Genomic DNA, 24,890 nt, shown 5'->3' with positions numbered 1-24,890 from the left:
TCGTATGAAGAACACGAAAACTTTATGGAAAAGGTTTGTATGAAGAAAATTGCAGTAGTTGGGCTGGGCTATGTCGGGCTCCCGTTGGCCGTGGCGTTTGGCGAGAAGCGCCCGGTTGTGGGTTTCGATATTAACAGCAAGCGCATCGCCGAACTGAAAGACGGCGTGGACTTTACCCGTGAGGTATCTTCCGAGGAGTTGGGGGCGGCGACGCAGCTGTCGTTCTCGTGTTCTCTGGAGGACATCGCCGACTGTTCAATATTTATCGTGACCGTGCCCACACCAATTGACGAATTCAAGAAGCCCGATCTGACACCGCTGGTTAAGGCAAGTGAGAGTTTGGGCAAGGTTCTCAAGCGCGGGGACATCGTGATCTACGAATCCACCGTTTACCCTGGCGCCACCGAGGAAGTCTGTGTGCCAGTGCTTGAGGGGATGTCTGGCCTTACGTTCAACTCTGATTTCTTCGCAGGCTATAGTCCGGAGCGGGTTAACCCTGGGGACAAGGAGCATCGGGTAACCACCATCATGAAGGTTACGTCTGGCTCCACGCCAGCCGTTGCTGAGGAAGTAGACGCCCTGTATGCGGATATCATTACCGCGGGTACCCACAAGGCCAGTTCCATCAAGGTGGCGGAAGCGGCCAAGGTGATCGAGAACACCCAGCGGGACCTCAATATTGCCCTGATGAATGAGCTGGCGAAAATTTTCGCCAGGTTGGGTATTGATACCCACGAGGTGCTGGCTGCCGCCGATACCAAGTGGAACTTCCTGCCGTTTAAGCCCGGTCTGGTGGGCGGGCACTGTATCGGTGTGGATCCCTATTATCTAACCCACAAGGCCCAGGCCATTGGCTACCATCCCGAAATCATACTCGCCGGCCGCCGGGTGAATGATGGTATGGGGCCCTACGTGGCGGCTGAGCTGGTCAAAGCCATGATTAAGGCTGGGCACACGGTCGCCAACGCCCGGGTGCTGATAATGGGCTTTACCTTCAAGGAAAACTGCCCGGACCTGCGCAACACTCGTGTGATTGATGTGGTCGAGGAGTTGCGGGAGTTTGGTTGCGAAGTGGATGTAACGGACTGCTGGGCGGATAACGCCGAGGCAGAGCATGAGTACGGCATAACCCTCGTGGAGGAGCCGCCACAGAGGACTTACGATGCGGTGATCCTCGCGGTTCCGCACGAGGCATATGTAGCAATGGGTACCGCCGGCCACAGGAGTTACCTGACGGGCACCGGTATTCTTTATGATCTCAAGGGCATACTGCCGCTGGGTGATGCAGAGTTGCGGCTTTAATCCAAGCCCTTAGATCTAACACTCCTTTGACAGGGCAGGGCTCCCCCACCTCAGAGGCCCTGCCTGTCAAACATTGTTAAATGGCATCCGCTTTACATAATTTTTTGAATAGCACCTGTATATTAAGGTAACTATCTGAAACGCTGTCGTCCTTATGGTTCCGACCAGACTTCCGGCTTTTTCAGTTTCATTTTCATTCTCCCTCCCAAAAGGTATGCCCATGGAAGCGGCGAGTTTTACCGGTCTTCTCTCTGGTTTTATTGCCTTTGTGTTCCTGTTTTTCCTGAAACCGCTCGCGGTCCGCATCGATTTGCTGGACCGCCCGGATCACCGAAAACGTCACAGTGGCGCTGTGCCATTGGTTGGCGGCCTGAGCGCCTTTTTCGGGCTCTGCATCGCCTGGCTGCTGGCAATGCCTTTGTCTGATGGCTATGGCCTCTTCCTGGTGTGTGCTTCTTTACTGGTCCTGATGGGGGCGGTGGACGATGCCTGTCACTTGCCTCCGAGTTTCCGCTTAGGTACGCAGGTAGTGCTGGGGGCAGCGTTGACCTTCGGGTCTGGAATTTCGCTCGAGTCATTTGGCAATCTGTTTGGCTTTGGTGGCATCGAGCTTGGTGCACTTGGGCCTTTTGTCACTATAGCGGCAATCATTGGGGCCACGAATGCGTTTAATATGGTCGACGGGATCGATGGCCTTTCGGGTAGCATGTCGCTCATTGCTCTGCTTTCGCTGTGCTTTCTATTCTCAGGCTCTGGCAACTTCCCTTTGGAACTGGTATTCAGTCTCGCACTCGCGGTTGCGCTCCTCCCTTATCTTATGGCGAATCTGCTGATACCTCCCTTTAAACGGAAAATCTTTATGGGGGATGCAGGGGCTATGTTTATCGGCTTTGCAGTGGTCTGGTTGTTGGTCCATGGTACCCACATGGAAGGAAGGGCGTTTCGGCCGGTTACCGCGTTGTGGCTGATCGCGATTCCGTTAATGGATATGGTTGCGATTATGGTTCGGCGGGCCCGAAAAGGGCAGTCTGTTATGAAGCCCGATCGTAACCATCTGCACCACATCTTTATGCGTGCCGGATTCTCGGATCGTGAAGCATTGCTAATGATCACGGGGATTTCATTTTTATTTGCTGCAATCGGGCTTTTGGGCGAAATCCTTCTGATTCCTGAATGGATAATGTTTGCGGCCTTTATCGGATTGTTCGCGCTTTATGACTGGGCATTGAGCCATATCTGGCGTTTGTTGGTGTTGTTTCGACGGTTGTTCGGAGCATCTCACCGTTGAGGTGTGAGAAAATCTCCAGAGGTTATAAGCTTATTTGAATTTGTGTTTTCGCAAGCCGGCCTAATCGCCGGCCTTTCTGTTTTTACTGTGTGGTTAATTGCCGAGTTCTCTGGCAACTCTTATCATTGCGATGTCGAGCCAGGAAATAAATGCATCATTAGCTATTTTTTGTATTAAAGATATTTTATTTCGACTAATGCTTTTGGTGCATGAAATGAAAGTTCGTTGTCAATTGAAGATGTTTGAATTATTCTAGTGCTCGGATTCCAAAGATTTTTGAACCTCTTTTGAATAAGGTTTTATTTCCATGGCAAAGATTAACGATTACTACCAGAAAAAACAGCTTATGGAAAAGCTTGCCGCAGAGCTGGAAAAGCTTGAAGAAGATCAGGCTCTGAAAGGTGAACTGGAGTTTGAAAACAAAGTTCGCGGTTTGATGAAGGAATATGACAAATCACCGAAAGACGTTCTGCAGATTTTGTCGGCGATTGATCCTTCGGTTGGAGGTGCAAAGGCAAAGGCTGAGTCCACAGGCGGCACCCGCGCGAAGCGTCCTATGAAGACTTATAAAAACCCGCACACCGGTGAGATTGTTAAGACCCGGGGCGGCAATCACAAGACTCTGAACGAGTGGCGTGAAAAGTACGGTAAGGAAGCAGTACAAAGCTGGCAGCAAAACTAATTTTAGCTAGCTTATTTAGCATTCAGACGAGCCCGGTTAATCCGGGCTTTTCTTTGATTCTACCTCCCAAAAATCTTCACCCGATTTCTTCCGCCTGCTTTCGCTGCGTAAAGGGCCTTGTCGGCTTGTTGCATCCATTGCATGTAGTTTTCGGGTTTATCACTTAATTCAGCGATACCCATGCTAATCGTGTATTGAATAGACGCGACGCTGGTTTCTACAACACTTTTCTCCATAGCTTCCCGTATTCGCTCGCAAATAACCTGTGCACCCTCAGCATCGGTTTCAGGGAGGATGATTCCGAACTCTTCGCCGCCGTATCGACCGGAGGTATCCGATTGGCGCAGATTGTTTTTGGTTAAATCCGCTGTATGTTTAATTACTTCATCGCCCGCCAGGTGGCCATAGCTGTCATTTACCTTTTTGAAGTGATCAATATCGAACATGACCAATGATGTGGCATGACCATAACGCCGATAGCGCTCATACTCTGCATCCACCAGATTTTCCCAGGTACCCCGGTTGAGCAGGCCGGTCAGCCGATCCGTCGTGCTGAGTTTGGCGAGTTGGGCGTTGGCACGCTCCAGGGCGCGTTTGCTGCTGGCGATATTGGTAACGTCGTACACCATCAGGCATACCTTCTCCACTTCACCAGACGGCCCGGACAGCGGGCTGATGGTGAGGTTCTGGAACATGTACTCCTCAGTGCCCGTGATGGGCCGGGTATTACGGAATTTGAACAGGTAAGGGCGCTGCTCCCACGAGGTAAATGCCCGGGTGTTCAGCAGTGCTACCGCATCCACCTTCCGGGACAGCCAGGCCTTGGGAATGTTGGGAAAGACATCGAACAGCACTTTTTCGCGGATTCTGCTGGCGGTAATGCCGCTGTGGTTTTCCATGAAACCGTTCCAGGCCTGAACCCGGAAATCCAGATCCAGAACCACAAGCCCGACTTCGACGGACTCGAGCATATCCACTAGCCAGTGAAACGAATCGGCTTCGACTTGCTTAAAGGCCATATGTCAGTCCACCAGATATTCAAGACGTTGTTCGAGGAAGGGAACGGAATCCTCGGTGAGGAGGATGAGGACATCGCACTGTATATCGCGATCTTCCAGAACGTAACTGACTTCAATGCACAGCAACCGCTCCTCCCGGGAACTGTGATGTTCCAGAAGTTCCGTGATCTGGCGGTGCTGTCCGAGGACGGTAGGGTGTCCGAGCCCGAGATTCAGATTCAGTTGGTCACCGATCCCCTTGAGGAAGGCGCCAAACAGAATGCTGGACATGTCCATCAGCACCTCCACGTTGACTGCCTCGCCCTCGAGGTCTTCGTAATGCAGCATCTCCGCCATCTCTGTAAAGCTGGCATCCGCAAACAGCAGTAAGGCCTCACCGGCGATTCCTGCTCCGGTAAAACCCTGGCAGACAGCGGAATAGGTGTGGTCGTTCTGGGCAGCGGAAATGGCCATGTGCAATTCAGAGTTGGCGATGAACGCCACCTTGGGAATGGATTGCTTCACGAAAACCCGGAGCAGGCGTGCGAGCAGATCTGAAGATCGGCCCATGGCCACGTTGGAAACCTCCTGGAGGTAATCGTTCAGGGAAACCGAGAGTGCGGGGTCTCCAGCAGAGGTGCCGGCGTCGGCTGTTAGCGCGCTGTCATTGAGCGCAGTGGTTTCAACCTCGCCCGGGTTGTAGAAGCCATAGTCCTTGAGCAGAGTCAGCACGATGCCCGGCTCGGTAGGCTTTCGGATGAAATCGATGGCGCCGAGTTTTCGGACGCGTTCCCGGGCCTCGGGCTGAATGTCTCCCGATACAACAATCGTGAGCACGGGGAGATCTTCTTTTCGGATGACCTCCAGAACCTGGTAGCCATCCATCTCTGGCATGTTGAGGTCGAGAAACATCAGGTCGGCTTGGTGGCCCCGCAACCTCTCCAGCGCTTCCTTCCCGTCCTTCGCGTATGTGACATCTGCGTTCAGCGCACGGGGCAGGGCCCTGGCCATTTGTTTCCTGGCCAATGCGGAATCGTCGCAGATTAAGATCCGGGTGGTCATGTGGTTCGCCAGAGACAAAAGGAATATCCGTCGGAGTATAACAGGACGCTGTTTTATGTATACAAAGACTACGGTTCGGTGTTTTTTTGTGAAGCCGTTCATGCTTGAAGTTCGGTGACGGATTCCGTCGGTGTTGATTGTGACAGGGCTCACTCTATTGGCCGATCCGCCTCAGCTATAGTGCTTTTGCGGCAAATGGATAGAAGAACATGAAGTTCTCAGGACAGCCGCCTGTCAGCCTGATAATCAAAAAAACAGGGCGGCAGCAGAGTCGGGCGTCGAAACTGACTCAAAAACACTAATCAGAGACACAAGCTATGAAACACCAGGCGTATGGATGCGCTGCCCTTGCCATGCTCTGTTTGGGTATGACGCCCGTTGCCCAGGCTGAGCTTAAGCCCATTTCTGATGAGACCATGGGTGAGGTGACCGGGCAGGCTTTTATGCAGGTCGAAAACATTTCGGTTCCGACCGACTCGGAGCATCAGTTCACCCGGATGACCTTGGGTATTGATGTTGAGACCCGGGTTAACATAGACGATGCGAAAGTGGGTCAGATTGACGGCGGTGTGGATTTTGCCGCCTCGCACGTTGCCCTCGGACACATTGCCCGCCAGGATGGTGAACAATACAACGGCAAAGTCTACAGCGCAGGCGAAACGGTTCCGTTTGAGGCGGTGCAGCCCTATATTGAGCTGGCCGAAGACGCGGACGGTCTTGCCGGTTTCCGCATGGGCTTCCAGCAGGCCCGGGGTTCCGTTTCATCCCTCTCATCAAGCTTCAGTGGCGACATCGGTCTGAAAATAACCGACAGCGCAGGTACTGTTCACGACGCAGCCCTGTTTGACGACACCGGCCTGGCGACCAATTATCGGGCTACGCAGATTGGCATCGCTGACAGTGCGGACCCTACGATGTGCGGCGAGTGCGCCTCCATTAGTAAAGTCCAGTCGCTGTTTGTGGGGACCGAAAATACCGACGGTACCACTGGCTTTACCGATGATTTCTTCATCGGCTTCCAGCGTGAAAACGTTGAATGGCAGAGTCCCGATGGTGCCAATGTAATCAACGCCGGCAAGGGGGTGTTCATCAACCTGCCGACCAGCATGACGGTTGATATGAGCCAGCTCTCTGGATCGTCTGGCCTGCCGCGCCTGCAGACGCACCAGACTGATATGGGGACGCAGTTGTTTTAAATGTTAAACTCCTGTCCCATTGAAACCCGACAGGCAGGAGTTTTCCCTTGATTCGCTCGTTTTACTGGCACGACTACGAAACTTTCGGCGTAGACCCGGTCCACGACCGCCCTTCCCAGTTTGCCGGCGTAAGAACGGACGAAAATCTCAATATCATCGAAGATCCGCTGGTGATTTACTGCAAGCCGGCGGACGATTACCTGCCGTCCCCGGAAGCTTGCCTGATCACCGGTATCACGCCCCAGAAAGCCCTCGAAGATGGGTTCCCCGAGGCGGAATTCATTGCCCAGATCAACGAGGCATTCAGTCAGCCCGGAACCTGTGTGGTGGGCTACAACAGCCTGCGGTTTGATGACGAGGTTACCCGCCACACTCTATATCGCAATTTGAGGGATCCCTACGCCCGGGAATGGCAGAACGGCAACTCCCGCTGGGACATCATCGACATGGTCCGGCTTACCTACGCGCTTCGCCCCGAAGGTATCAACTGGCCACGGAAAGAGGATGGGAGCCCGAGTTTTCGTCTGGAAGAGCTGACAGTGGCCAATGGCATTAGCCATGAGAGTGCACACGATGCCATGTCCGATGTTCAGGCGACGATCGCGGTTGCCCGGCTGATCAAGGAAAAACAGCCCAAACTCTTCGACTTCGTGTTGCAGAACAAGGACAAACATTCCGCCAGGGCAATGCTGGATACCGGCTCCATGAAGCCGGTATTCCATATCTCGGCCAAGTATCCGGCGGCCCGCGGCTGCTGCGCGATGGTGGCGCCTGTGGCTGAACACCCGACCAACAAGAACCTGGTGATTGTTTACGATCTACGGGAAGACCCTACTGACTTGATTGCGGCCACACCCGAGCAGATTCGTGAGCGGGTATTTACTTCCCAGGCCGAACTCGGAGAGGGCGTCAGCCGCTTCCCGCTCAAGGGCGTGCAGCTCAATAAGTGCCCGGTGCTGGCGCCCGCCAACATGTTAACCACCCTGTCAGCAGAGCGGTTGGCGGAACTGGAGCTCGATGGCGAAGCATTGCGTGCAAATCTCGCGCTCTTGCGTAAGGCTCCAGACCTGGCGGGCAGAATTGCACAGGCATTTGACCAGCCTCACGAGGGGGACCTCACGGATCCGGACGAGCAGCTCTATGCAGGCGGCTTCATCAGTAAGACGGACCGCGAGAAACTGAACTGGCTGTTGCAGCAACCTGTGGAAAGTCTGGGTGAGCAGGAAATCGAATTTGAGGATGATCGGTTACGGGAACTGGTGTTCCGCTACCGCGCCCGTAACTATCCGGGCTCCCTTTTGGGGGAGGAGATGGAGCGCTGGGAGGAATTCCGCTCCCAGCGATTAATGCATCCGAAAAAAGGCTGGCGCTCACTGGAGGCCTACGCTGGTGAGTTGCAGAGGCTGGCCGCCGATCCGGCATTGACGCCGGAAAAGCGGCACATTCTTGAAGATCTGCACCTGTACGGGGAATCCTTGATTCCCTACGTGTGAAGGCTAGCGGCGCTTGCAGAAATAGACGCTCAGGCCCTGGCCAACCAGGCTCTGGACTTCACTCCCAAGGGCTTCGGCCTGAATCTGTTGTTGTACCGGTTGGGTGGCCAGGCTGTGGCCATCCGCATCCCGTGCCTTGACCAGTTTCCATTCCACCTCGTTGCTCACCATGCCCATCAGCTGTTTGAGCTGGGACGTGTCCTGTGGGCAAAACCAGCGATCGCGACAGCCGCCAAGATTGAAAAAGTCCTCATCGTTCGCCAGTTCCTGCCAGTGGGTATCCTGATGGTTGGCGAGTACCAGCTGGCGTAATTGCCGGATGGTTGCGCGGTTGGGTTTAAGGTTGTGCTCCGCTATCAGCGAGCGAATGTGCTGATCGCCGGGGGTCTGCTCAGCCACCGTGGTATGCATGTGCACGACCGCACCTGACAACGTGGCATCGTTCACCAATGCCGCGAGCGAAAGGTCCGTCATGGCCGAGGAGGGTAGCCGTCCAATTTCGATCCAGTGAACCCGGTGGCCATCGGCCACGAACCGCTGGGCGATGGACCAGGGCCAGAAGACGATATTCTCCAGGTTCAGTTCGCCGGCCATGCGTGTGCCTTTCGCAATGTTGGCCAGTGACTCGTCCACGGCAATGACTTCCACATCGCTCAGGTATCGCGCCAGTTCCATCGCGCGTTGGCCTGACTGGGCGCCGCAGACCATGATGCGGAGGGTATCCGGGAGATGGTCGGTAGGCAGTTTCAATTCCGTTGTCATCAGACTCTTCAGGCTGCCCTCAGCGCCGAAGGCGAGTTGTGACCAGGCCGGCCAGGCCTGCGGCGTGTCCGTTTTCTCGAGGCCAAGCTCGTCGGCTTTCTCGTCGAAGTTCTGTTTGATGGCCTCTTCACTGGCGCGCTGATAATAGCTGGCGGCCAGGACCGGCTGCAGCCCCAGTGGCCAATCGGTCAAGTTCCACTGGCCAAGCTGAACGGCGAAGCTCTGATGGAACAGGGCTCCATACATAGCGCTCAGGATTAGCGAGCCAATCATGCCATCCTGGGATTCCCCCATGACGAGCTGAGCCTGGATGCTGTCGTTGATTGCCGCCACCAGGCGCTCTTCGTCTTCTTCGGCAACCAGTGCATACCCGGAGCGATCGACATACTGGCCAATAGCGAGGGCCAGCTGCTGCAGTTCGTCGCGCAATTCCACCGTCTGTGCCACTTCCGCAACGATCGCCCGACGCAAATGCGTAACCAGGTTTTCGATTGCTGCACTGGGCATCAGGGTTTTCTGCAGGGCCAGAATCAGAAGTTCATCTTCGCTGGCGGCATCAAGAATGATTTCCGCACTGGCGTTGCCTAGATCGTATTGCTGGTGAATGATCGCACCGACAAATCGCCCAAGCTCCTGGTGGGGCAGGCCCTCGTGACGAAGCAGGGCGATGGCATCCTGGGCGAGATCCCCGTCCGCCCTTTCCACATTGAGGTGGAGCGCGCAGTTGAGCATGCCGCTGTAGACAGAGTCCCACTCGGCACCCGCCTCACGGAGTTTGCGGTAATGCAGGTAGGCAACGTCGAACTGGCCCTGCAGGCGCTTTGCATGGGCAACGCCGCAAAAGGCCGCTGCGGATTGGCGATCGTACTCCAGGGCTTGCAGGAAATACTGCTCGGCCAGGGCCGGGCGTTCACTTTTCAGTGCCCAGTAGCCCAGGTTGGCGTACTGTTGCGGTTGTTCAGGGTCGGCATTGAGGCTGGCGTTGAAGAGGAGTTGCGCCTTTTCCAGTTGACCATCGTCCAGTTCCACGCGTCCGAGCAAGCCCAACGCTCCAGCGCCCTCGGGCTCAACTGCCAGTGCTTGTTCCAAAAAGCTCCTACATTCCTGGCGCGCATTCAGCCGTTGAGCGTGGCTTGACGCGCTGCTGTTGGAATCGGCATAGGCCATGTTGGCCTGCAGGAGCAGGCGGGCAGCTTCTGCATCCCGGGCCTGGAGTTCGTTACTGTGATGCTGTGCTTGCATGGGAACACCTCAATCCTTCAAGTCGGAATCTTAACCCTGGAGCAGCTGCAGCACCTGCTGGGGACGAGCATTTGCCTGGGCAAGAACCGAGAGACCTGCCTGCTGCAATACCTGGGTGCGGGCAAGCTCGGCCGACTCGGCGGCGAAGTCTGCATCCCGGATCCGGCTGTTTGAAGCCGCGAGGTTTTCCGATGTGGTGCTCAGGTTCGCGATGGTGGACTCGAACCGGTTCTGAACCGCACCCAGCTCCGCGCGAATACCGTTGATGGTATCGATGGCATAGTCGACCGAGATCATGGCCAGGTCAGCGCCATCCTGGGTGGAAATGTCGGTATCGTTGGCCGAAACGGTATTGGCTGCAGCCGTTGCCGCAACGGTCTGAGTGCCACCACCGGCGGGTGTGATGTCAACGGAAAAGTCTTCGCCGAACTGGGATGAGAAAATCAGCTCATCGTTGCTCCGGTTCATGTTGACTGCGACACCGGTTGTCGGTGATTGAGCGTTGATCTGACCCAGGACATCCTGCAGGGAGCCGGCGCCGGTCACGGTAACTGGAGTCACAATGCCGTCAATGCCGGTGATGTTAAAAGTGATATCGACGGTGCGTCCCTCGTTGAAGATGGTTTCAAGGGTGTCTGTACCGTCTGTCAGGGTTGTCAGTAGATCTGTGCTCTGGTTGATGGTCGAACCGAGCTGAGAGCCACGGGCATCAAATCCTGAAACGCTGATGGTCTCGCCCGCGTTGGCACCAACCTGGAAGGTCTGGGTAAGCAGGCTGCCATCCAGGATCTTCAGGCCGTTGAAGGAGGTCTGGCCTGCGATCCGGTTGATCTCCTGAATCCGCTCCTGTACTTCGGCGTTCAGCGCCTGACGGTCTGACGGGCTGTTGGAGGCGTTGGCGGATTGAACGGCCAGTTCGCGAATCCGCTGCAGGTTCGCGGTAATTTCGTCCAGAGCACCCTCGGTGGTTTGGGCCAGTGAGATGCCGTCGTTGGCATTTCTCTGGGCCATATTCAGACCGGTGATCTGGGACTGAAAGCGTTCAGAGATGGCCAGGCCGGCCGCGTCGTCTTTAGCAGAGTTGATGCGAAGCCCCGAGGAGAGACGCTGCAAGGCGACGTTGGCGTCGCTCTGAGTTGCGTTCAGATTCCGCTGGGCATTGAGTGACGCAATATTGGTGTTGATGATCTGTGGCATTTTATTTCTCCCTGCTCTGAGGTGCCGGTAACCCCGTGCCCGATCATTCTGGGACGCATTGCCGGCTGTATTCATGGATTTGCCGTTTGGGAGAGGAATAGCGAAAGGTGTGCCACTTTGTTAGGAGGGACTGTAAGGCATTGAAAATAAATATTAAAAAATTCCTGGGCTGGTTTTCGGTTATTTTCTGGAGCTTGTGGTGCGGGACGGGTGAGGAAAGCGATTGCCGCTTTCCTGGTCTTTTTACAATCCTTAACAAAAAAAACCGTTATTTATCTAAAGGAAGTTGGGGCAGCGCCGTTAAGCGGAATAACAGGGCGGCGCTTCAGACCGAAAAAATAGGCGCCACACCTTTTCCATGAAATGACGACATAAGTCGAAGGAGAAGCAATATGGCTCTCGGTATCAATACTAACGTTGCCTCATTGAATGCACAGAACCAGTTGGGTAAATCACAAAGCTTGTCTGATCAGGCGCTTGAGCGTTTGTCTTCCGGTTTGCGGATTAACTCTGCCAAGGATGATGCTGCTGGTCTTTCAATCTCTACCCGTTTCGACGCACAGATTCGTGGCCTGACCGTTGCTCAGCGGAATGCCAACGACGGCATCTCCATGATGCAGACGGCGGAAGGTGGTCTGGATGAGACAATCAACAACCTGCAACGTATGCGCGAGCTGGCCGTTCAGTCTGCCAACGGTTCTAATAATGCCGCTGACCGAACTGCCCTGAACAATGAATTTACCGCACGTATTGCTGAAATCGACCGTATTGCCAACCAGACTACGTTCAATGGCACAAACGTGCTTAATGCTGCGTCCACGGTCTCCATTCAGGTGGGTGCAAATGCCGGTGAGACCATTGATGTAGCCTTCGCTGACATGCAGGCAGCAGCTCTGGGTGTGGGCGCGTCGACAATTGATGGCGCCGACGCAACGAACGCTAACGCAGCGATCACTGCCATTGATACGGCTCTTGATGCTGTGAACTCTCAGCGTAGTCTCTTTGGTGCGTCTCAGAACCGTTTTGAGAGCACAATTGCGAACCTGGGAACGTCTATTGAAAACCTGAGTGCCTCTAACAGCCGTATCGTTGATGCTGATTTCGCCGCTGAATCTGCGAAGCTGGCCAAGGCGAACGTGTTGCAGCAGGCCGGTATCTCGGTACTTGCACAGGCGAACGCTCGTCCTAACCAGGTACTGTCCCTCCTGCAGTAATCAGGGGCAGCCGGAGCCGGCCGGTCCTTCTTCGGGAAGGGCCGGTTAACTCCATAGAAGGACGGCGAGGTGGATCATGAGTCACGTAAACCTGAACAGCCCGGATTTGAAGCTGGTTCACGCCAGTGAACAAGCTCCGGCTCGGGCGTCCGTGTCACCTCGGGCAGATGGCAGAAATGTCTCCGCTCAAGAAGCCTTGTTTATGGAAAAGACGCCCGCAGGTGTTGCGCCATCCTCCTCATCTCAAGTTGCCCGGGCTCAGGTTGAAGAGAGTCGTCGGGTGATTGCCAGTGAAGACGTGGGGCGTGCGGTTTCGCAGCTGAATGACTTTGTCCAGAACGTTCAGAGAGATCTGCAGTTCGAAGTGGATCAGGAGCTTGGTAAAACGATACTGAGAGTCGTTGACCAGGAGACCCAGAAAGTTATTCGGCAGATTCCGGATGAGGTTGCATTGAGGTTGGCAGAAAACTTGCAGCAGGATGAGCCGCTAACGTTGTTTGACTTGAAAGTCTGAGCCGCGGGCCCTTCACTGAATGCTGTGGAACTGCGTTAGCGCCGCCACCCATATGGGCTGGCGGCGTTTTCGTCTGTGCAGAGCCCGCAGTCGGATTACAAAATATTACTGAAAGGTTTTGGGAATTAGGCAAAGTTTTGCCGTCCCATGCCGTTACACGTTAAAAGAACAGGCAAGCCTTGTAGGAGGCTCGATATGGCAGGAATTTCATCGCTAGGTGCTGGCTCGGGAATCTTCAGTGCCGATCTGGTTGATAAACTGGTCAACGCAGAGCGCCAGCCCACTGAACTCCGCCTGAATCGAAGAGAAAATGAGGCCGAAAGCAAAATCTCTGCTTTTGGCGCCCTGAGAAGTGCTTTGGAGGCGTTGAGGACGCCGCTGGAAACCCTCGCATCTTCTGATGGGCTGAAAGCTTTGACGGCAACCTCGACTAATGAATCGGTAGCGGCCGTCAATGTTGATCCAGCGACAGCGAGCCGTGGCTCATACAGTATCAATGTCACGCAGCTTGCCCAGGCGCAGTCGCTGGCCTCAGCAACTTTTGCCGACACTGACACGACGACCGTTGGTACAGGTACTCTGACGTTCACGGTAAATGGAGTGAGTACCGACGTAACGGTTGATGGTAGTAACAATACGCTCCAGGGACTTGCCGACTCCATCAACGACTCGGGTGCCGGCTTATCGGCGGGCATTGTTGACACCGGTAGCGGATTTCGTCTGGTCCTGTCTTCCGACGAGAGTGGGCTTCAAAATGCCATTCAGGTCTCGGTGGCCGATAGTGACGGTAACAGCACCGATGGGTCCGGGCTTTCACAGTTTGCGTTTGATGGGACCGCGTCGAATTTGACCGAGACGGTGGCAGCGCAAGACGCGTTGCTTGAAGTCAATGGTATTGCAGTAAGTCGATCCTCCAACAACGTAGAAAACGTAGTTGAGGGTATTACATTCGATATCAGGTCCCTCGGGGCCTCCACGATCAAGGTCGAGCGAGATCCTGATGAAGTGGCGGGCCGGGTTCAGGAATTCATCGATAAATACAATGCCCTGAAAGACGTTATTAACAAAGCTTCCGGATACAGTGCCGGCAGCGGTAGCAGTGGGATATTGTCGGGTGATTCCACCATTCGAAATATTGAGCGTGATCTGCGGTCTGCGTTTACTGCTATTCCCGCTGGTATGGAAAACAGTTCTGTCAGGACCCTCGCCGATCTTGGTATCAAGACGGATCCAGGCACCGGCAGGCTGGAGTTCGACGATTCTGTATTCAAGGAAAAACTTGAATCCGACCCTCAGGCAGTTACCGCTTTATTGTCAGAGCAAAATGGCACCAATGGAATTGCCGGACAGATCGAAGCAAGTATCGAAAATTATCTGGCCAGCGATGGTGCGATTTCCAGTCGAACAGAGGGGCTCAATAGAACCCTGGATGATATTCAGGAACAGAGAGATCGACTTGACCTCCGGATGCAGACTTATCGCGAGCGGTTGGTTGCACAGTTTTCAGCAGCCGACTCTTTGATCTCTCAATTGAACAGCACGGGCAATTACGTCAGCCAGCAGTTGGCAGCAATTGCACCTCAGCAATCCAGCGGCAAGCAATAGTAAACAGCGCTGAACTCCAAGAGGTTACCTATGAACGGCCTTCAGCAATACCAGCGAATCAACACCCAGACCAGCATTACCGATGCCGATCCGCACAAACTCATCCAGCTCCTGTACCAGGGGGCCCTCGAGCGCATCAATATGGCCAAGGCGAAGATTCAGGCCCGGGACTACGAGGCCAAGGGCAAGCTGATCCTGAAGGCGATGGACATCGTTGGAGCGCTCCGCGGATTTCTGGATAAGGAGCAGGGCGGCGAACTGTCCGAGCGCCTTGACGCACTCTACGAGTACATGGAGCGCGCACTCTGGGAAGCGAACGCCCGTAACGACATCAACCGTCTGGATGAGGTGGCGCAATTGCTGCGCTCTGTAAAGGAAGGCTGGGACGGTATTCGTGAAGAGGTTGTTGCTCAGCAGCAGGCGGGCTGACCCGAACAGAGTAGCGCTCCTGTAATGACCCGAACGGGCCGTCTATGGTCCGTTCGGGTTTTGTTGTTGTCATGCCTTGGCCCAATAGCCATTCCCCCCGCTCTCCCGTACAATATGCGCCTTATTTTCGATACATCCATTCTGTTCAGTCTGGAGCAAGGGCATGTCTGATATTAAAAAGGTGGTGCTGGCCTATTCCGGTGGCCTGGATACTTCCGTGATCGTGCGGTGGTTGCAGGATACCTACAACTGTGAGGTGGTGACCTTCACCGCTGATATCGGCCAGGGCGAGGAAGTGGAACCGGCGCGGGCGAAAGCCGAGGCGCTGGGGGTAAAGGAAATCTACATCGAGGACCTGCGCGAGGAGTTTGTGCGCGATTACGTGTTCCCGATGTTCCGCGCGAACACCATCTACGAGGGTGAGTACCTGCTGGGTACCTCCATTGCCCGCCCGCTGATCTCCCGCCGACTGATCGAGATCGCCAACGAGACCGGCGCCGATGCCATCTCCCATGGCGCGACCGGCAAGGGCAACGACCAGGTTCGTTTCGAGCTGGGTGCCTATGCGCTCAAGCCGGGTGTAAAGGTAATTGCGCCCTGGCGCGAGTGGGATCTGAACTCCCGCGAGAAGCTGCTGGCGTACTGCGACGAGCGCAACATTCCGGTGGAGAAGAAGAAGGGCAAGAGCCCTTATTCCATGGATGCGAACCTGCTGCACATTTCCTACGAAGGCATCAACCTGGAAGATCCCTGGGCGGAAGCCGAAGAAGACATGTGGCGCTGGAGTGTTTCCCCGGAAGCGGCCCCGGACAAGCCGACCTATGTCGAGCTGACCTACAGGAAGGGTGACATCGTCGCCGTTGATGGCCAGGAGATGAAGCCGCACGTGGTGCTGGAGACCCTGAATAAGCTGGCCGGCGATAACGGCATTGGCCGTCTGGATATCGTCGAGAACCGTTATGTTGGTATGAAGTCCCGCGGATGTTACGAGACCCCGGGCGGCACCATCATGCTGCGGGCTCATCGTGCCATCGAGTCCATCACCCTGGACCGAGAAGTGGCGCACCTGAAAGACAGCATCATGCCGCGCTACGCCGAGGTTATCTACAACGGTTACTGGTGGTCCCCGGAGCGTGAAGCGCTGCAGGCGCTGATCGACCAGACCCAGGAGTACGTGAACGGTACCGTTCGCCTGAAGCTCTACAAGGGCAATGTCGATGTGGCCGGCCGTAAGTCTGACGACTCCCTGTTCGACGAGAAGATCGCAACCTTCGAGGAGGATCAGGGCGCCTACGACCAGAAGGATGCGGAAGGCTTCATCAAGCTGAACGCCCTGCGCCTGCGCATTGCTGCTGGCAAGGGCCGCGCGCTCTGATATCAGTCTCTGGACGCCCGGAACTCTCCGGGCGTCTTGCCTTTTACTGCCTTGAATTTGCGGTGGAACGACGTGGTTTCACTGTACCCCAGCCGTAATGCAATGTCCGGAATTGCCAACTCGCTGTTGAGCAGATAATCCTCCGCCATTTTCAGTCGAACCTCATCCAGCAGTTTCTGATACGACACCCCATCCTGGCTCAGTTTGCGCTGCAGGGTGCGACTGGTCATCCGCAGATCTTCCGCCACCATGTCCTGCCGCGTGATCCCATGCATGAGTTGCTGCTGGATGCTGTGCTTTACCCGGGAAATCAGATCGCTGTCGGTATCCAGGGCGGCAAGCTGTGTAAGCGCGTGGGCCTCGAGGGTTTTCCGCAGCAGTGGGTCCGGTTGTCGCAGGCGCGTTTCCAGCAGATCTTTTTTCAGGGTAACGCTGTCTTCGTCGGCACCGAACAGGACAGGGCAACGCCAGCGTTCCTGGTAGGCCTGCTCCAGCGCGTGGCCCGGGGATGGCCGCCGCAGGCAGACACGGGAGGGTGAGGCGGTGCGGTTGTCGGCCAGCCACCGGGCGTAATTCACCCAGGACGAAAATACGTTGTCGACCAGGTGAGGGCGTACGACGGGATCGGTGAAGTGACAGGTCCAGGTGAGGGTGATCTCATCGCCATTGATGGCAAGGCTGGTGGTGCCCATGTCACCAACGAGTTTTTCGAACGGGGCGATCCGGGCCACTGCTTCCCCCAGCGTGGCGCAGCTCATGGTGATATAACCGAGAACGCTGTAGGAGCCGGGTTGTACGAAATCGCCGGTTTCCAGCCCGAGAACCGGGTTGCCGGTCTGTTCGCACAGGAGATGAATGAACTTCTGGAGTTGCTCGCCCGGGATGCGGCCGTCGTCCGTCGCCAGGATTTCCGGGTTCAGTCCAGCCAGTTTGAACAGGGCATCGGTGTCTTCGCCGGCGGATTCGGCGGCGCGAACATATTGCCGCAAGGCGGCGACAGAGGCGGTTCCAAGGGATGTCATGGCTACAGCACGGGTTATTTGAATCGTTATGTGCCGAGTATACCGGAATTTGGAAACACAAAATAAAAAGGCCAGCTAGATCAGCTGGCCCAAAATAAGGAAAGAACGAAAGTGCCTGAAAAATTCGTTAATCCGGTGGATCGTTTCCCCATTTGGCGGCGGAGGTACTACTCGGCTCCTCCGCCATGGGGGATACTGCTTAAATCCACAATTGCAGAATAGGGCTTTCGCTCGGCTGTGTCTGTTTGTGATGTGTGTCGCACTGTTACAGATTGTTCGAAAAGTGGTCAGCCGGGTATCACGCCCCCTCGGTGACCTCCGGAGCGGTTTCGGTGAATCGCCGGGTTTCATAGGCGTCCACCAGCCCCTCGACGGCGGTGCGTTCCACCTCCTGCACCGAGGGTGTGCCCTGCTGGGCATCGGCCCGGCAGAGCACCATGCCCGCTTCCACGGAGATATAGCCTGCGGTGGTTTTAAGTGCCTTGTGATTGATGCCGTCGAATACCCGTCGGAACGCGGTGGTTGTGCAGTGGTCGCTGTTGGGAAAGTAGGCAATGATGGCGAACTGGTTGTCACCCACCCGGCACAGCACGTCAATCGGTCGAATCAGGGTGCTGAGGCGCCGGGCGATGCCAACGGCCAACTCGCTCATCACCGTCGGTGGATGCTTGCGTTTGAGTTCTTGCCAGTTGCGGATGCCGCAGAGGACGTAGGCGCATGAGCCACCCCGGGATTCGGCATGGCGCAGCATTTTGGCGAGACGTTCCCGGCCATACTTGTTGTTGCAGAGACCGGTTTCCAGATCGATGATGTTGGTCGCCTCGAGTTCCCGATTGTTCTCAATCAGCAGAGAGTTCGCCCTCAGCAGGGTGTTCTGGCGATCAGCCATACGATCCGCGGCAAAGATTCGGGGGATCAGCTGCTTGGTCATGTCGGACTTGTAGATAAAGTCATCCACGCCTCGATCAAACGCTTCCGATAGTGCCTCCACGCTCTCCCGGGCGGTGAGCAGAATCACATAGGTGTAATGGTTGTTCTGTTCGTCCTGTTGCCGAACACTGTCGGTCAACTCGAGCCCATCCATCTCCGGCATCAGCCAGTCGGCAATCAGCACGCTGACCGGGCGTTGTTCGATCAGCTCAAGCGCGGCGGGGGAGTTGTTGACGATTCGTACGTCGCGGTAACCGGCATTGCGCAGGGTGCGGCCAACCACCATGCTGCTGAATTTGGCGTCATCTACTACGAGGATGGGTAGGTCCAGGTTTGGCATTGTTATCTACTTCTCACCAGTCCATTGTCGAATGCGGCGCCCTTTGCCGGATGCGGTCCGGCGTGGGTCTTGCTATGCTTTGGCACCTTGAACATCCGGGAATTAATGTAGGCCACAGTATACCCCCGGTGGCTACTGGAGAATAACGACCATGCCTTCTTTTGACATAGTTTCTGAAATTGACATGCACGAAGTCACCAACGCGGTGGACCAGGCCAAGAAAGACCTGGCCACCCGCTGGGATTTCAAGAACGTGGAAGCGAATATCGAGCGTGATGACAAGGGCATTACCATCAGTGCGGAGCAGGAATTTCAGCTGGAGCAGCTGCTGGACATGTTGCGAATGGCCTTTGCCAAACGCAAAATCGACGTCCGCGCCCTGTCCGAAGACGGTGAAAGCAAGTCCGGCAAGCTGGTAAAGCAGCACCTGCTCCTGAAGCAGGGTATTGAAACGGACATGGCGAAGAAGATCGTGAAGATGATCAAGGACGCCAAACTGAAAGTTCAGGCCAGCATTCAGGGTGACAAGGTTCGGGTAACCGGCAAGAAGCGGGACGATCTGCAAGCTGCCATGGCGATGCTGCGCGAAGCGGATCTGGAGATCCCGCTGCAGTTCAACAATTTTCGCGACTGATCCGGAGGCTTGACCATTCTTTCCAGCGACCGCCGCGCCCTGATCCGGGACACGCTCTACACATACACTCGCTGGCAGGTCATTGCCCTCCTGTTTCTGGGGTTTTCGGCGGGGCTGCCTTTCTTACTGGTTTTCTCCACGCTGAACGCCCGGCTGGCGGACGTGGGAGTGGAAACCGCCACCATCGGCTTCTTCAGCTGGCTGGGCATAACTTACTCCATCAAAGTTTTCTGGGCGCCCGTGGTGGATCGGTTACGGTTGCCGCTGCTGGACCGGTTGCTGGGGAAGCGCCGTAGCTGGATCATTCTGGCCCAGTCCGGGATCGCAACCGGCCTCTATCTGATGGCCAATGTCGATGCCACGACGGCACCGGAAATGATGGCCCTGTGCGGTCTTCTGGTTGCGTTCTCGTCGGCAACACAGGATGTCGCCATCGATGCCTATCGCATTGAAATCGCGGAGGAGCGATTGCAGGCGGCGCTGGCGGCCACCTACATCTTCGGCTACCGGCTAGCGCTGCTGGTTGCCGGTGCCGGCGCGCTGTATCTCGCGGAGTTCTGGTCCTGGCAGGTGTCCTACCAGGTGATGGCCTGCCTCGTCGGCGTCGGAGCCCTGACGGTACTGATCGTCCGCGAGCCGTCGGTTAACCACTTCGCCGCCGCCCAGGACATCGCCCACAAAATCGAACAGGAAGCGGCCAAACGTGGCCACCTCAATCCGCGCCTCGCACGACTCGTCGGCTGGTTCTATGCCGCCGTCGCCGGCCCGTTCCTGGATTTCTTCAATCGCTACAAAGAGCTGGCGGTGCTCATACTGGTGATGGTCGCGGTTTACCGGATTTCCGACATTGCCATGGGGGTAATGGCCAACCCCTTCTATCTGGACTTCATGGGCTTCAGCAAGACCCAGGTAGCAGATGTCACCAAGATCTTCGGTTTCTTCATGACCATTGCCGGTTCGCTGGCCGGCGGGGTCATGGTGGTGCGGTACGGCGTTCGCAGGATTCTGTTGCTGGGGGCGGTGATGACTGCAGCAACCAACCTGCTGTTCGTCCTCCTTGCCCAGTACCCGCCGAACGTGATTACGCTGGCGGCCGTGGTCAGTGCCGACAACCTGAGCGGTGGCATCGCCAACGTCGCGCTCATCGCCTGGTTGTCCAGCATGACCAGTGCCTCCTTCACGGCAACCCAGTACGCCCTGTTCAGCTCCCTGATGACCCTGCCGGGTAAGTTTCTTGGCGGCTTCTCAGGCATCGTCGTGGCCGACTTCGGCTACGCCCAGTTCTTCTTCGTTGCCGGTGTCATGGGCGTGCCGGCCATCCTGCTGGCGATGTTCATGATTCGACAGGGCGAGAGACTGGACGCGCTGGCACCACGAAAAGCCGAGCAGATTGATCCAGACTCAGAACCGGCTCTGAAGGAGTCCTGAGTGATGGAACCAAACAAGGATCAGAAAATCTGGCAGGTCGTTCTGAGCATTCCTGAAGGGAAGGTCGCCAGCTATGGACAGGTGGCGGGCATGGCCGGTCTCGGACGGCAGGCCCGGTATATCGGCCGCGCGCTGGGTAAACTCCCGGAGGGACATTCAGTTCCCTGGTACCGAGTAATCCGCAGCAATGGCCAGATCGCCTTCCCGGAAGGCTCGCCAACGTTCGTCTTGCAAAAAGAGCTGCTGGAACGAGACGGAGTAGAAGTAAAAAACGGGAAGATCAACCTGCGCGAATACCAATGGCAACCCTAGTCCTTCTTCGTTGTCAGTAAGCTTATTCCATAGGTCTGCCGGTCACGGGGTGGGGTACCTTTTCTGCCGGAACAAAGATGTCTGAGCGCAGCGAGTTCGTGTACCAGAAGAAAAGGTACCCCACCCCGGGGCCAGCCCTCAAACTCGAAGGCTACAGCCTCAAAGCCCCATCCACCTCAATCATGCGCCCGGAAAGGTAGTCGTTCTCAAAAATAAACGCCGCCGCTGAAGCAATCTCCTCAGGCTTACCCATGCGCTTCAGCGGAATGCCCGCGGTCATCTTCTCCAGCGCTTCCGGTTTCATGGAGGCGGTCATCTCGGTTTCGATAAAGCCCGGAGCAATGCCCATGCAGCGAATACCATAACGCGCCAGCTCCTTCGCCCAAACCGGTACCAGGGCAGACACACCCGCCTTGGCGGCAGAGTAGTTGCTCTGTCCCATATTCCCCGCGCGGGAAATCGAGGCAATGTTGATGATCACGCCCTGGTCGCCGTTCTTGATCATCTGGGTAGCCGCTTCCCGACCACACAGGAAAACACCGGTCAGGTTGACGTCAATAACCGACTGCCATTGGGACAGTTCCATGCGCTTCTCAACCTGGCCATCCTTAACCTTGACCATCAGGCCGTCCCGCAGGATGCCGGCGTTATTAATCAGACCGTTGAGCTGGCCAAAGTCGCTCGCAATGGCCGCGAAGGTTTGCTCGACCTCTTCTTCCTTGGCCACGTTGCAGACGTAGCTCTTTGCCTCCACACCTGCGGCTTTGCAGGCGGCAACGGCTTCGTCGAGCTTTTCGGGCATCAGATCGATGAGTGCCAGTTTGGCGCCCCGGGCGGCAAAGTATTCGGCCATGGCGCGGCCCAGGCCCTGGCCACCGCCAGTGATTGCGATTACGGAATCTTGAAGTTTCATGTTTTGCCCTAACTACTGTTATCAGGTGGTTTAGGTTTGACGTGTGTCCCGAACCCGCCGGCCGGCGTTGTCGTATTGAGCCATTTGTGTGGCTTCTTGTCCAAAACAGAGGGGCTGGGAGTATACCAGACCTTCTTAAATTCCTATTCAGACCGTGAGGGCCTGATGTCTGTGTTTCTGTTTCTCTTCATTATCATGCCGATTGCCGAGATGGCGGTGCTCATAAAGGTGGGCGGTATTATCGGTGTGTTGAATACCGTTGGCCTGGTGCTGTTAACGGCGGTCATCGGTGCCTGGCTTCTACGCCAGCAGGGGCTGGCCACCCTGCTCAAAGCGAACCAGCGTCTCAACAGTGGGGAATTGCCTGCCAAGGAGGTGGCCGAGGGGCTGATCCTGGCGGTCGGCGGAGCCCTGTTGCTGACCCCGGGCTTCATTACAGACACCATCGGGTTTCTCTGCCTCCTACCCGGCACCCGCCACTGGCTCGCGGCACAGGCCCTGAAGCGGATGGTGGTTTCCGGCCAGAGCCGGGGCTTTTATTTCCGCTCTGGAGGCGGCCAGGGACCCTTTGATCAGCCCCCATTTGGTAACCGTGAGAATCCCTTCGGCAGACAGCGACCATTCGATCGTGACAGCAATGGCGACATCATTGAGGGTGAGTACCAGGACGAGACCGAATCCGATCGCGATCGCATCGAAAAAAAGTGAAAAAAAGTTGTATCCGGGGTGTTGAAAACCCCTACGCCAACCCCACATAGGTTGCACAAGTTCGCTGCAGGCTGATAACGGCTGGAAAACAGCAGGTTAGGCAGCCGGGCAATTTGGCCGGATGACGCTTTGCAAGTCCGACCTTTTTAAACAGCAAATGTCATTGCCACATTAATCTGACTACTGGAGAAACCGAGCAATGAAAATTCGTCCGCTACACGATCGTGTTGTCGTGCGCCGTAAGGAAGAAGAAGAGAAAACTGCGGGTGGCATCGTGCTGCCGGGTAATGCCAAGGAGAAGCCTTCTCAGGGTGAAGTCGTTGCCGTAGGCAACGGTCGCATTCTGGACAATGGCGAAACCCGCGCGCTGGCGGTCAAGGTGGGTGACACCGTGGTCTTTGGCCAGTACGCCGGAAACACCGTAAAAGTCGACGGTGAAGAGCTGCTCATCATGAGCGAGAACGACATTTACGGCGTGCTTGAGTGATCGCTCCGGCGACCGGCACGAACCCTCATTAATCCGATTGATTCAACAATTTCGGTTTAACGAACAGGAATAGAAGACATGGCAGCAAAAGACGTTAAATTCGGTGATAACGCGCGCAAGCGCATGGTCGCAGGCGTCAACGTTCTGGCAGACGCGGTTAAAGTGACCCTGGGTCCCAAGGGCCGCAACGTGGTCCTGGAAAAGTCCTTCGGCGCGCCGACCATCACCAAAGATGGTGTTTCCGTTGCGAAGGAAATCGAACTGCATGACAAGTTCGAGAACATGGGCGCCCAGATGGTGAAAGAGGTCGCCTCCCAGACCAACGACACCGCAGGTGACGGCACCACCACCGCGACTGTTCTGGCTCAGTCCATTGTTAACGAAGGCGTGAAGGCAGTAACTGCCGGCATGAACCCGATGGACCTTAAGCGCGGTATCGATAAGGCTACCATCGAAGCGGTGAAAGCGATTCGTGACATGGCCAAGCCGTGTGACGACAGCCGTAACATTGCCCAGGTAGGCACCATCTCCGCCAACGGCGACGAGACCATTGGCAAGCTGATTGCCGACGCCATGGAGCGTGTGGGCAAAGAAGGCGTCATTACTGTTGAGGAAGGCCGCGGCCTGGAAGATGAGCTGGACGTGGTCGAAGGTATGCAGTTCGACCGTGGCTTCCTGTCTCCGTACTTCATCAACAATCAGGACAACATGTCCGCCGAGCTGGACGATCCGTACATCCTGCTGGTCGACAAGAAGATCTCCAACATCCGCGAACTGCTGCCGGTGCTGGAATCTGTCGCCAAGGCTGGCAAGCCGCTGATGATTATCGCCGAAGACATTGAAGGCGAAGCGCTGGCGACTCTGGTTGTCAACAACATGCGCGGCATCGTAAAGGTTGCTGCGGTTAAGGCTCCTGGCTTCGGTGATCGTCGGAAAGAGATGCTGCAGGATATTGCCATCCTCTCAGGTGGTACTGTGATCTCCGAAGAAGTGGGTCTGACACTCGAGAACACCACTCTGGACGACCTGGGCACTGCCAAGCGTGTCAACATCACCAAGGAAAACACCACCATCATTGGCGGTGTGGGTGCGCAGGCCGATATCGAGGCCCGTGTTGAGCAGATCCGCAAGCAGATCGAAGACAGCTCCTCTGACTACGACAAAGAGAAGCTGCAAGAGCGTGTGGCCAAGCTGGCTGGCGGTGTTGCCGTCATCAAGGTGGGCGCTGGCTCCGAAGTGGAAATGAAAGAGAAGAAAGCTCGCGTTGAAGACGCACTGCATTCCACCCGTGCTGCGGTTGAGGAAGGTATTGTTGCCGGTGGTGGCGTTACCCTGATCCGTGCCATTGCGGCTCTGGACAAGGTCGATGCGATCAACGAAGAGCAGAAGGCCGGTGTCAACATCCTGCGCCGTGCCATGGAAGCTCCGCTGCGTCAAATCGTGTACAACGCCGGCGGTGAGTCTTCCGTGGTCGTTGCCAAGGTGCGCGAGGGTGAAGGTTCCTACGGCTACAACGCCTCTACCGAAGCGTACGGCGACATGCTGGAAATGGGTATCCTGGATCCTGCCAAGGTTACTCGCTCCGCGCTGCAGGCGGCTGCGTCTGTTGCATCCTTGATCATCACCACTGAGGCGATGGTTGCGGATGAGCCTCAGGACGAGTCTGCCGGCGGTGGTATGCCGGACATGGGCGGCATGGGCGGTATGGGAGGCATGGGCGGCATGATGTAATGCCGGCCTGATCCCGGTCGCGTCTT

At 56.0% G+C, this 24,890-nt stretch carries 23 protein-coding genes; 16 read left to right on the top strand and 7 right to left on the bottom strand.

The window, feature by feature from the left end:
- Positions 1-39: 39 nt before the first annotated feature.
- From tviB to K0B93_RS05555, 3 genes are all read left to right on the top strand, one after another.
- Positions 40-1,302 (top strand): Vi polysaccharide biosynthesis UDP-N-acetylglucosamine C-6 dehydrogenase TviB, encoded by a 1,263-nt coding sequence (tviB, locus tag K0B93_RS05565; protein ID WP_219866267.1) that lies wholly within the window; start codon positions 40-42, stop codon positions 1,300-1,302.
- A gap of 220 nt (positions 1,303-1,522) precedes the next feature.
- A complete protein-coding gene (wecA, locus tag K0B93_RS05560; RefSeq protein WP_219866266.1) occupies positions 1,523-2,590 on the top strand; it encodes a UDP-N-acetylglucosamine--undecaprenyl-phosphate N-acetylglucosaminephosphotransferase in 1,068 nt (355 codons plus the stop codon).
- Positions 2,591-2,897: 307 nt separating this feature from the next.
- Positions 2,898-3,272 (top strand): histone-like nucleoid-structuring protein, MvaT/MvaU family, encoded by a 375-nt coding sequence (locus tag K0B93_RS05555; RefSeq protein ID WP_219866265.1) that lies wholly within the window; start codon positions 2,898-2,900, stop codon positions 3,270-3,272.
- 59 nt (positions 3,273-3,331) lie between these two features.
- On the opposite strand, the gene K0B93_RS05550 is transcribed toward K0B93_RS05555, so the two are convergent.
- Positions 3,332-4,291 (bottom strand): sensor domain-containing diguanylate cyclase, encoded by a 960-nt coding sequence (locus tag K0B93_RS05550; RefSeq protein WP_219866264.1) that lies wholly within the window; start codon positions 4,289-4,291, stop codon positions 3,332-3,334.
- Positions 4,292-4,294: 3 nt separating this feature from the next.
- The gene (locus K0B93_RS05545; protein ID WP_219866263.1) at positions 4,295-5,332 is read right to left on the bottom strand and encodes a response regulator; all 1,038 of its coding nucleotides are present in this window, start codon (positions 5,330-5,332) and stop codon (positions 4,295-4,297) included.
- Positions 5,333-5,649: 317 nt separating this feature from the next.
- Here K0B93_RS05545 and K0B93_RS05540 point away from each other — a divergent pair, with 317 nt between their 5' ends.
- Positions 5,650-6,528 carry a hypothetical protein gene (locus K0B93_RS05540; RefSeq protein ID WP_219866262.1) on the top strand — a complete coding sequence of 293 codons (879 nt, stop codon included), beginning with the start codon at positions 5,650-5,652 and terminating at the stop codon, positions 6,526-6,528.
- 47 nt (positions 6,529-6,575) lie between these two features.
- A complete protein-coding gene (gene sbcB, locus K0B93_RS05535) occupies positions 6,576-8,021 on the top strand; it encodes an exodeoxyribonuclease I (protein WP_219866261.1) in 1,446 nt (481 codons plus the stop codon).
- A 3-nt stretch (positions 8,022-8,024) separates the two neighbouring features.
- Here the strand turns inward: sbcB and K0B93_RS05530 are convergent, their stop codons facing one another.
- Entirely contained in the window at positions 8,025-10,025 is a 2,001-nt protein-coding gene (locus tag K0B93_RS05530) for a tetratricopeptide repeat protein (protein ID WP_219866260.1), read from the bottom strand.
- Positions 10,026-10,055: 30 nt separating this feature from the next.
- Positions 10,056-11,222, bottom strand: a complete 1,167-nt coding sequence (locus K0B93_RS05525; protein WP_219866259.1) for a flagellin — start codon at positions 11,220-11,222, stop codon at positions 10,056-10,058.
- Between the two features lie 392 nt (positions 11,223-11,614).
- On the opposite strand from K0B93_RS05525, the gene K0B93_RS05520 reads away from it, so the two are divergent.
- The 5 genes from K0B93_RS05520 to K0B93_RS05500 all read left to right on the top strand — a co-directional run bounded on the left by K0B93_RS05520 (position 11,615) and on the right by K0B93_RS05500 (position 16,359).
- Positions 11,615-12,436 carry a flagellin domain-containing protein gene (locus tag K0B93_RS05520; protein ID WP_219866258.1) on the top strand — a complete coding sequence of 274 codons (822 nt, stop codon included), beginning with the start codon at positions 11,615-11,617 and terminating at the stop codon, positions 12,434-12,436.
- Between the two features lie 76 nt (positions 12,437-12,512).
- A complete protein-coding gene (locus K0B93_RS05515) occupies positions 12,513-12,950 on the top strand; it encodes a flagellar protein FlaG (RefSeq protein WP_219866257.1) in 438 nt (145 codons plus the stop codon).
- Positions 12,951-13,145: 195 nt separating this feature from the next.
- Complete coding sequence (gene fliD, locus K0B93_RS05510) at positions 13,146-14,555, top strand: flagellar filament capping protein FliD (protein WP_219866256.1); 1,410 nt, start codon at positions 13,146-13,148, stop codon at positions 14,553-14,555.
- Positions 14,556-14,585: 30 nt separating this feature from the next.
- Positions 14,586-14,984 carry a flagellar export chaperone FliS gene (fliS, locus tag K0B93_RS05505; protein ID WP_219866255.1) on the top strand — a complete coding sequence of 133 codons (399 nt, stop codon included), beginning with the start codon at positions 14,586-14,588 and terminating at the stop codon, positions 14,982-14,984.
- A gap of 163 nt (positions 14,985-15,147) precedes the next feature.
- Positions 15,148-16,359, top strand: a complete 1,212-nt coding sequence (locus K0B93_RS05500) for an argininosuccinate synthase (protein ID WP_219866254.1) — start codon at positions 15,148-15,150, stop codon at positions 16,357-16,359.
- 2 nt (positions 16,360-16,361) lie between these two features.
- Here the strand turns inward: K0B93_RS05500 and K0B93_RS05495 are convergent, their stop codons facing one another.
- Positions 16,362-17,381: an AraC family transcriptional regulator gene (locus tag K0B93_RS05495; protein WP_219866253.1), complete on the bottom strand. Its 1,020-nt coding sequence runs from the start codon at positions 17,379-17,381 to the stop codon at positions 16,362-16,364.
- A 298-nt stretch (positions 17,382-17,679) separates the two neighbouring features.
- A complete protein-coding gene (locus tag K0B93_RS05490; protein WP_219866252.1) occupies positions 17,680-18,651 on the bottom strand; it encodes a response regulator in 972 nt (323 codons plus the stop codon).
- A 151-nt stretch (positions 18,652-18,802) separates the two neighbouring features.
- On the opposite strand from K0B93_RS05490, the gene K0B93_RS05485 reads away from it, so the two are divergent.
- From K0B93_RS05485 to K0B93_RS05475, 3 genes are read left to right on the top strand one after another with little or no spacing between them, the layout of a single operon-like run.
- Positions 18,803-19,285, top strand: a complete 483-nt coding sequence (locus tag K0B93_RS05485; RefSeq protein ID WP_219866251.1) for a YajQ family cyclic di-GMP-binding protein — start codon at positions 18,803-18,805, stop codon at positions 19,283-19,285.
- Positions 19,286-19,294: 9 nt separating this feature from the next.
- Positions 19,295-20,713 (top strand): AmpG family muropeptide MFS transporter, encoded by a 1,419-nt coding sequence (locus K0B93_RS05480; protein ID WP_416383194.1) that lies wholly within the window; start codon positions 19,295-19,297, stop codon positions 20,711-20,713.
- 3 nt (positions 20,714-20,716) lie between these two features.
- Positions 20,717-21,025 (top strand): MGMT family protein, encoded by a 309-nt coding sequence (locus K0B93_RS05475; protein WP_219866250.1) that lies wholly within the window; start codon positions 20,717-20,719, stop codon positions 21,023-21,025.
- A 151-nt stretch (positions 21,026-21,176) separates the two neighbouring features.
- Here the strand turns inward: K0B93_RS05475 and K0B93_RS05470 are convergent, their stop codons facing one another.
- The gene (locus K0B93_RS05470; protein ID WP_219866249.1) at positions 21,177-21,938 is read right to left on the bottom strand and encodes an SDR family oxidoreductase; all 762 of its coding nucleotides are present in this window, start codon (positions 21,936-21,938) and stop codon (positions 21,177-21,179) included.
- A 165-nt stretch (positions 21,939-22,103) separates the two neighbouring features.
- Here K0B93_RS05470 and K0B93_RS05465 point away from each other — a divergent pair, with 165 nt between their 5' ends.
- The 3 genes from K0B93_RS05465 (at position 22,104) to groL (ending at position 24,864) form a co-directional block, all read left to right on the top strand.
- Positions 22,104-22,646 (top strand): FxsA family protein, encoded by a 543-nt coding sequence (locus K0B93_RS05465; protein WP_219866248.1) that lies wholly within the window; start codon positions 22,104-22,106, stop codon positions 22,644-22,646.
- Positions 22,647-22,845: 199 nt separating this feature from the next.
- Positions 22,846-23,133, top strand: a complete 288-nt coding sequence (gene groES / locus K0B93_RS05460; RefSeq protein WP_041341247.1) for a co-chaperone GroES — start codon at positions 22,846-22,848, stop codon at positions 23,131-23,133.
- Positions 23,134-23,211: 78 nt separating this feature from the next.
- A complete protein-coding gene (gene groL, locus K0B93_RS05455; RefSeq protein WP_219866247.1) occupies positions 23,212-24,864 on the top strand; it encodes a chaperonin GroEL in 1,653 nt (550 codons plus the stop codon).
- Positions 24,865-24,890: the final 26 nt, after the last annotated feature.

Origin of the sequence: Marinobacter sp. F4218 (assembly GCF_019443085.1) — a bacterium.
In the GTDB taxonomy this organism is placed as follows: domain Bacteria; phylum Pseudomonadota; class Gammaproteobacteria; order Pseudomonadales; family Oleiphilaceae; genus Marinobacter; species Marinobacter albus.
This window is presented reverse-complemented; position numbering and strand designations above follow the sequence as displayed.

What these genes read in the sequence shown, in the direction of transcription:
- K0B93_RS05540 (WP_219866262.1), top strand. Translation starts at nt 5,650, where the DNA reads ATGAAACACCAGGCGTATGGATGCGCTGCCCTTGCCATGCTCTGTTTG.
- groES (WP_041341247.1), top strand. Translation starts at nt 22,846, where the DNA reads ATGAAAATTCGTCCGCTACACGATCGTGTTGTCGTGCGCCGTAAGGAA.
- K0B93_RS05555 (WP_219866265.1), top strand. Translation starts at nt 2,898, where the DNA reads ATGGCAAAGATTAACGATTACTACCAGAAAAAACAGCTTATGGAAAAG.
- K0B93_RS05530 (WP_219866260.1), bottom strand. Translation starts at nt 10,025, where the DNA reads ATGCAAGCACAGCATCACAGTAACGAACTCCAGGCCCGGGATGCAGAA.
- K0B93_RS05485 (WP_219866251.1), top strand. Translation starts at nt 18,803, where the DNA reads ATGCCTTCTTTTGACATAGTTTCTGAAATTGACATGCACGAAGTCACC.
- K0B93_RS05470 (WP_219866249.1), bottom strand. Translation starts at nt 21,938, where the DNA reads ATGAAACTTCAAGATTCCGTAATCGCAATCACTGGCGGTGGCCAGGGC.
- K0B93_RS05520 (WP_219866258.1), top strand. Translation starts at nt 11,615, where the DNA reads ATGGCTCTCGGTATCAATACTAACGTTGCCTCATTGAATGCACAGAAC.
- K0B93_RS05490 (WP_219866252.1), bottom strand. Translation starts at nt 18,651, where the DNA reads ATGCCAAACCTGGACCTACCCATCCTCGTAGTAGATGACGCCAAATTC.
- K0B93_RS05475 (WP_219866250.1), top strand. Translation starts at nt 20,717, where the DNA reads ATGGAACCAAACAAGGATCAGAAAATCTGGCAGGTCGTTCTGAGCATT.
- K0B93_RS05465 (WP_219866248.1), top strand. Translation starts at nt 22,104, where the DNA reads ATGTCTGTGTTTCTGTTTCTCTTCATTATCATGCCGATTGCCGAGATG.
- fliS (WP_219866255.1), top strand. Translation starts at nt 14,586, where the DNA reads ATGAACGGCCTTCAGCAATACCAGCGAATCAACACCCAGACCAGCATT.
- K0B93_RS05495 (WP_219866253.1), bottom strand. Translation starts at nt 17,381, where the DNA reads ATGACATCCCTTGGAACCGCCTCTGTCGCCGCCTTGCGGCAATATGTT.
- K0B93_RS05500 (WP_219866254.1), top strand. Translation starts at nt 15,148, where the DNA reads ATGTCTGATATTAAAAAGGTGGTGCTGGCCTATTCCGGTGGCCTGGAT.
- K0B93_RS05545 (WP_219866263.1), bottom strand. Translation starts at nt 5,332, where the DNA reads ATGACCACCCGGATCTTAATCTGCGACGATTCCGCATTGGCCAGGAAA.
- K0B93_RS05525 (WP_219866259.1), bottom strand. Translation starts at nt 11,222, where the DNA reads ATGCCACAGATCATCAACACCAATATTGCGTCACTCAATGCCCAGCGG.
- K0B93_RS05515 (WP_219866257.1), top strand. Translation starts at nt 12,513, where the DNA reads ATGAGTCACGTAAACCTGAACAGCCCGGATTTGAAGCTGGTTCACGCC.
- fliD (WP_219866256.1), top strand. Translation starts at nt 13,146, where the DNA reads ATGGCAGGAATTTCATCGCTAGGTGCTGGCTCGGGAATCTTCAGTGCC.
- tviB (WP_219866267.1), top strand. Translation starts at nt 40, where the DNA reads ATGAAGAAAATTGCAGTAGTTGGGCTGGGCTATGTCGGGCTCCCGTTG.
- wecA (WP_219866266.1), top strand. Translation starts at nt 1,523, where the DNA reads ATGGAAGCGGCGAGTTTTACCGGTCTTCTCTCTGGTTTTATTGCCTTT.
- groL (WP_219866247.1), top strand. Translation starts at nt 23,212, where the DNA reads ATGGCAGCAAAAGACGTTAAATTCGGTGATAACGCGCGCAAGCGCATG.
- K0B93_RS05550 (WP_219866264.1), bottom strand. Translation starts at nt 4,291, where the DNA reads ATGGCCTTTAAGCAAGTCGAAGCCGATTCGTTTCACTGGCTAGTGGAT.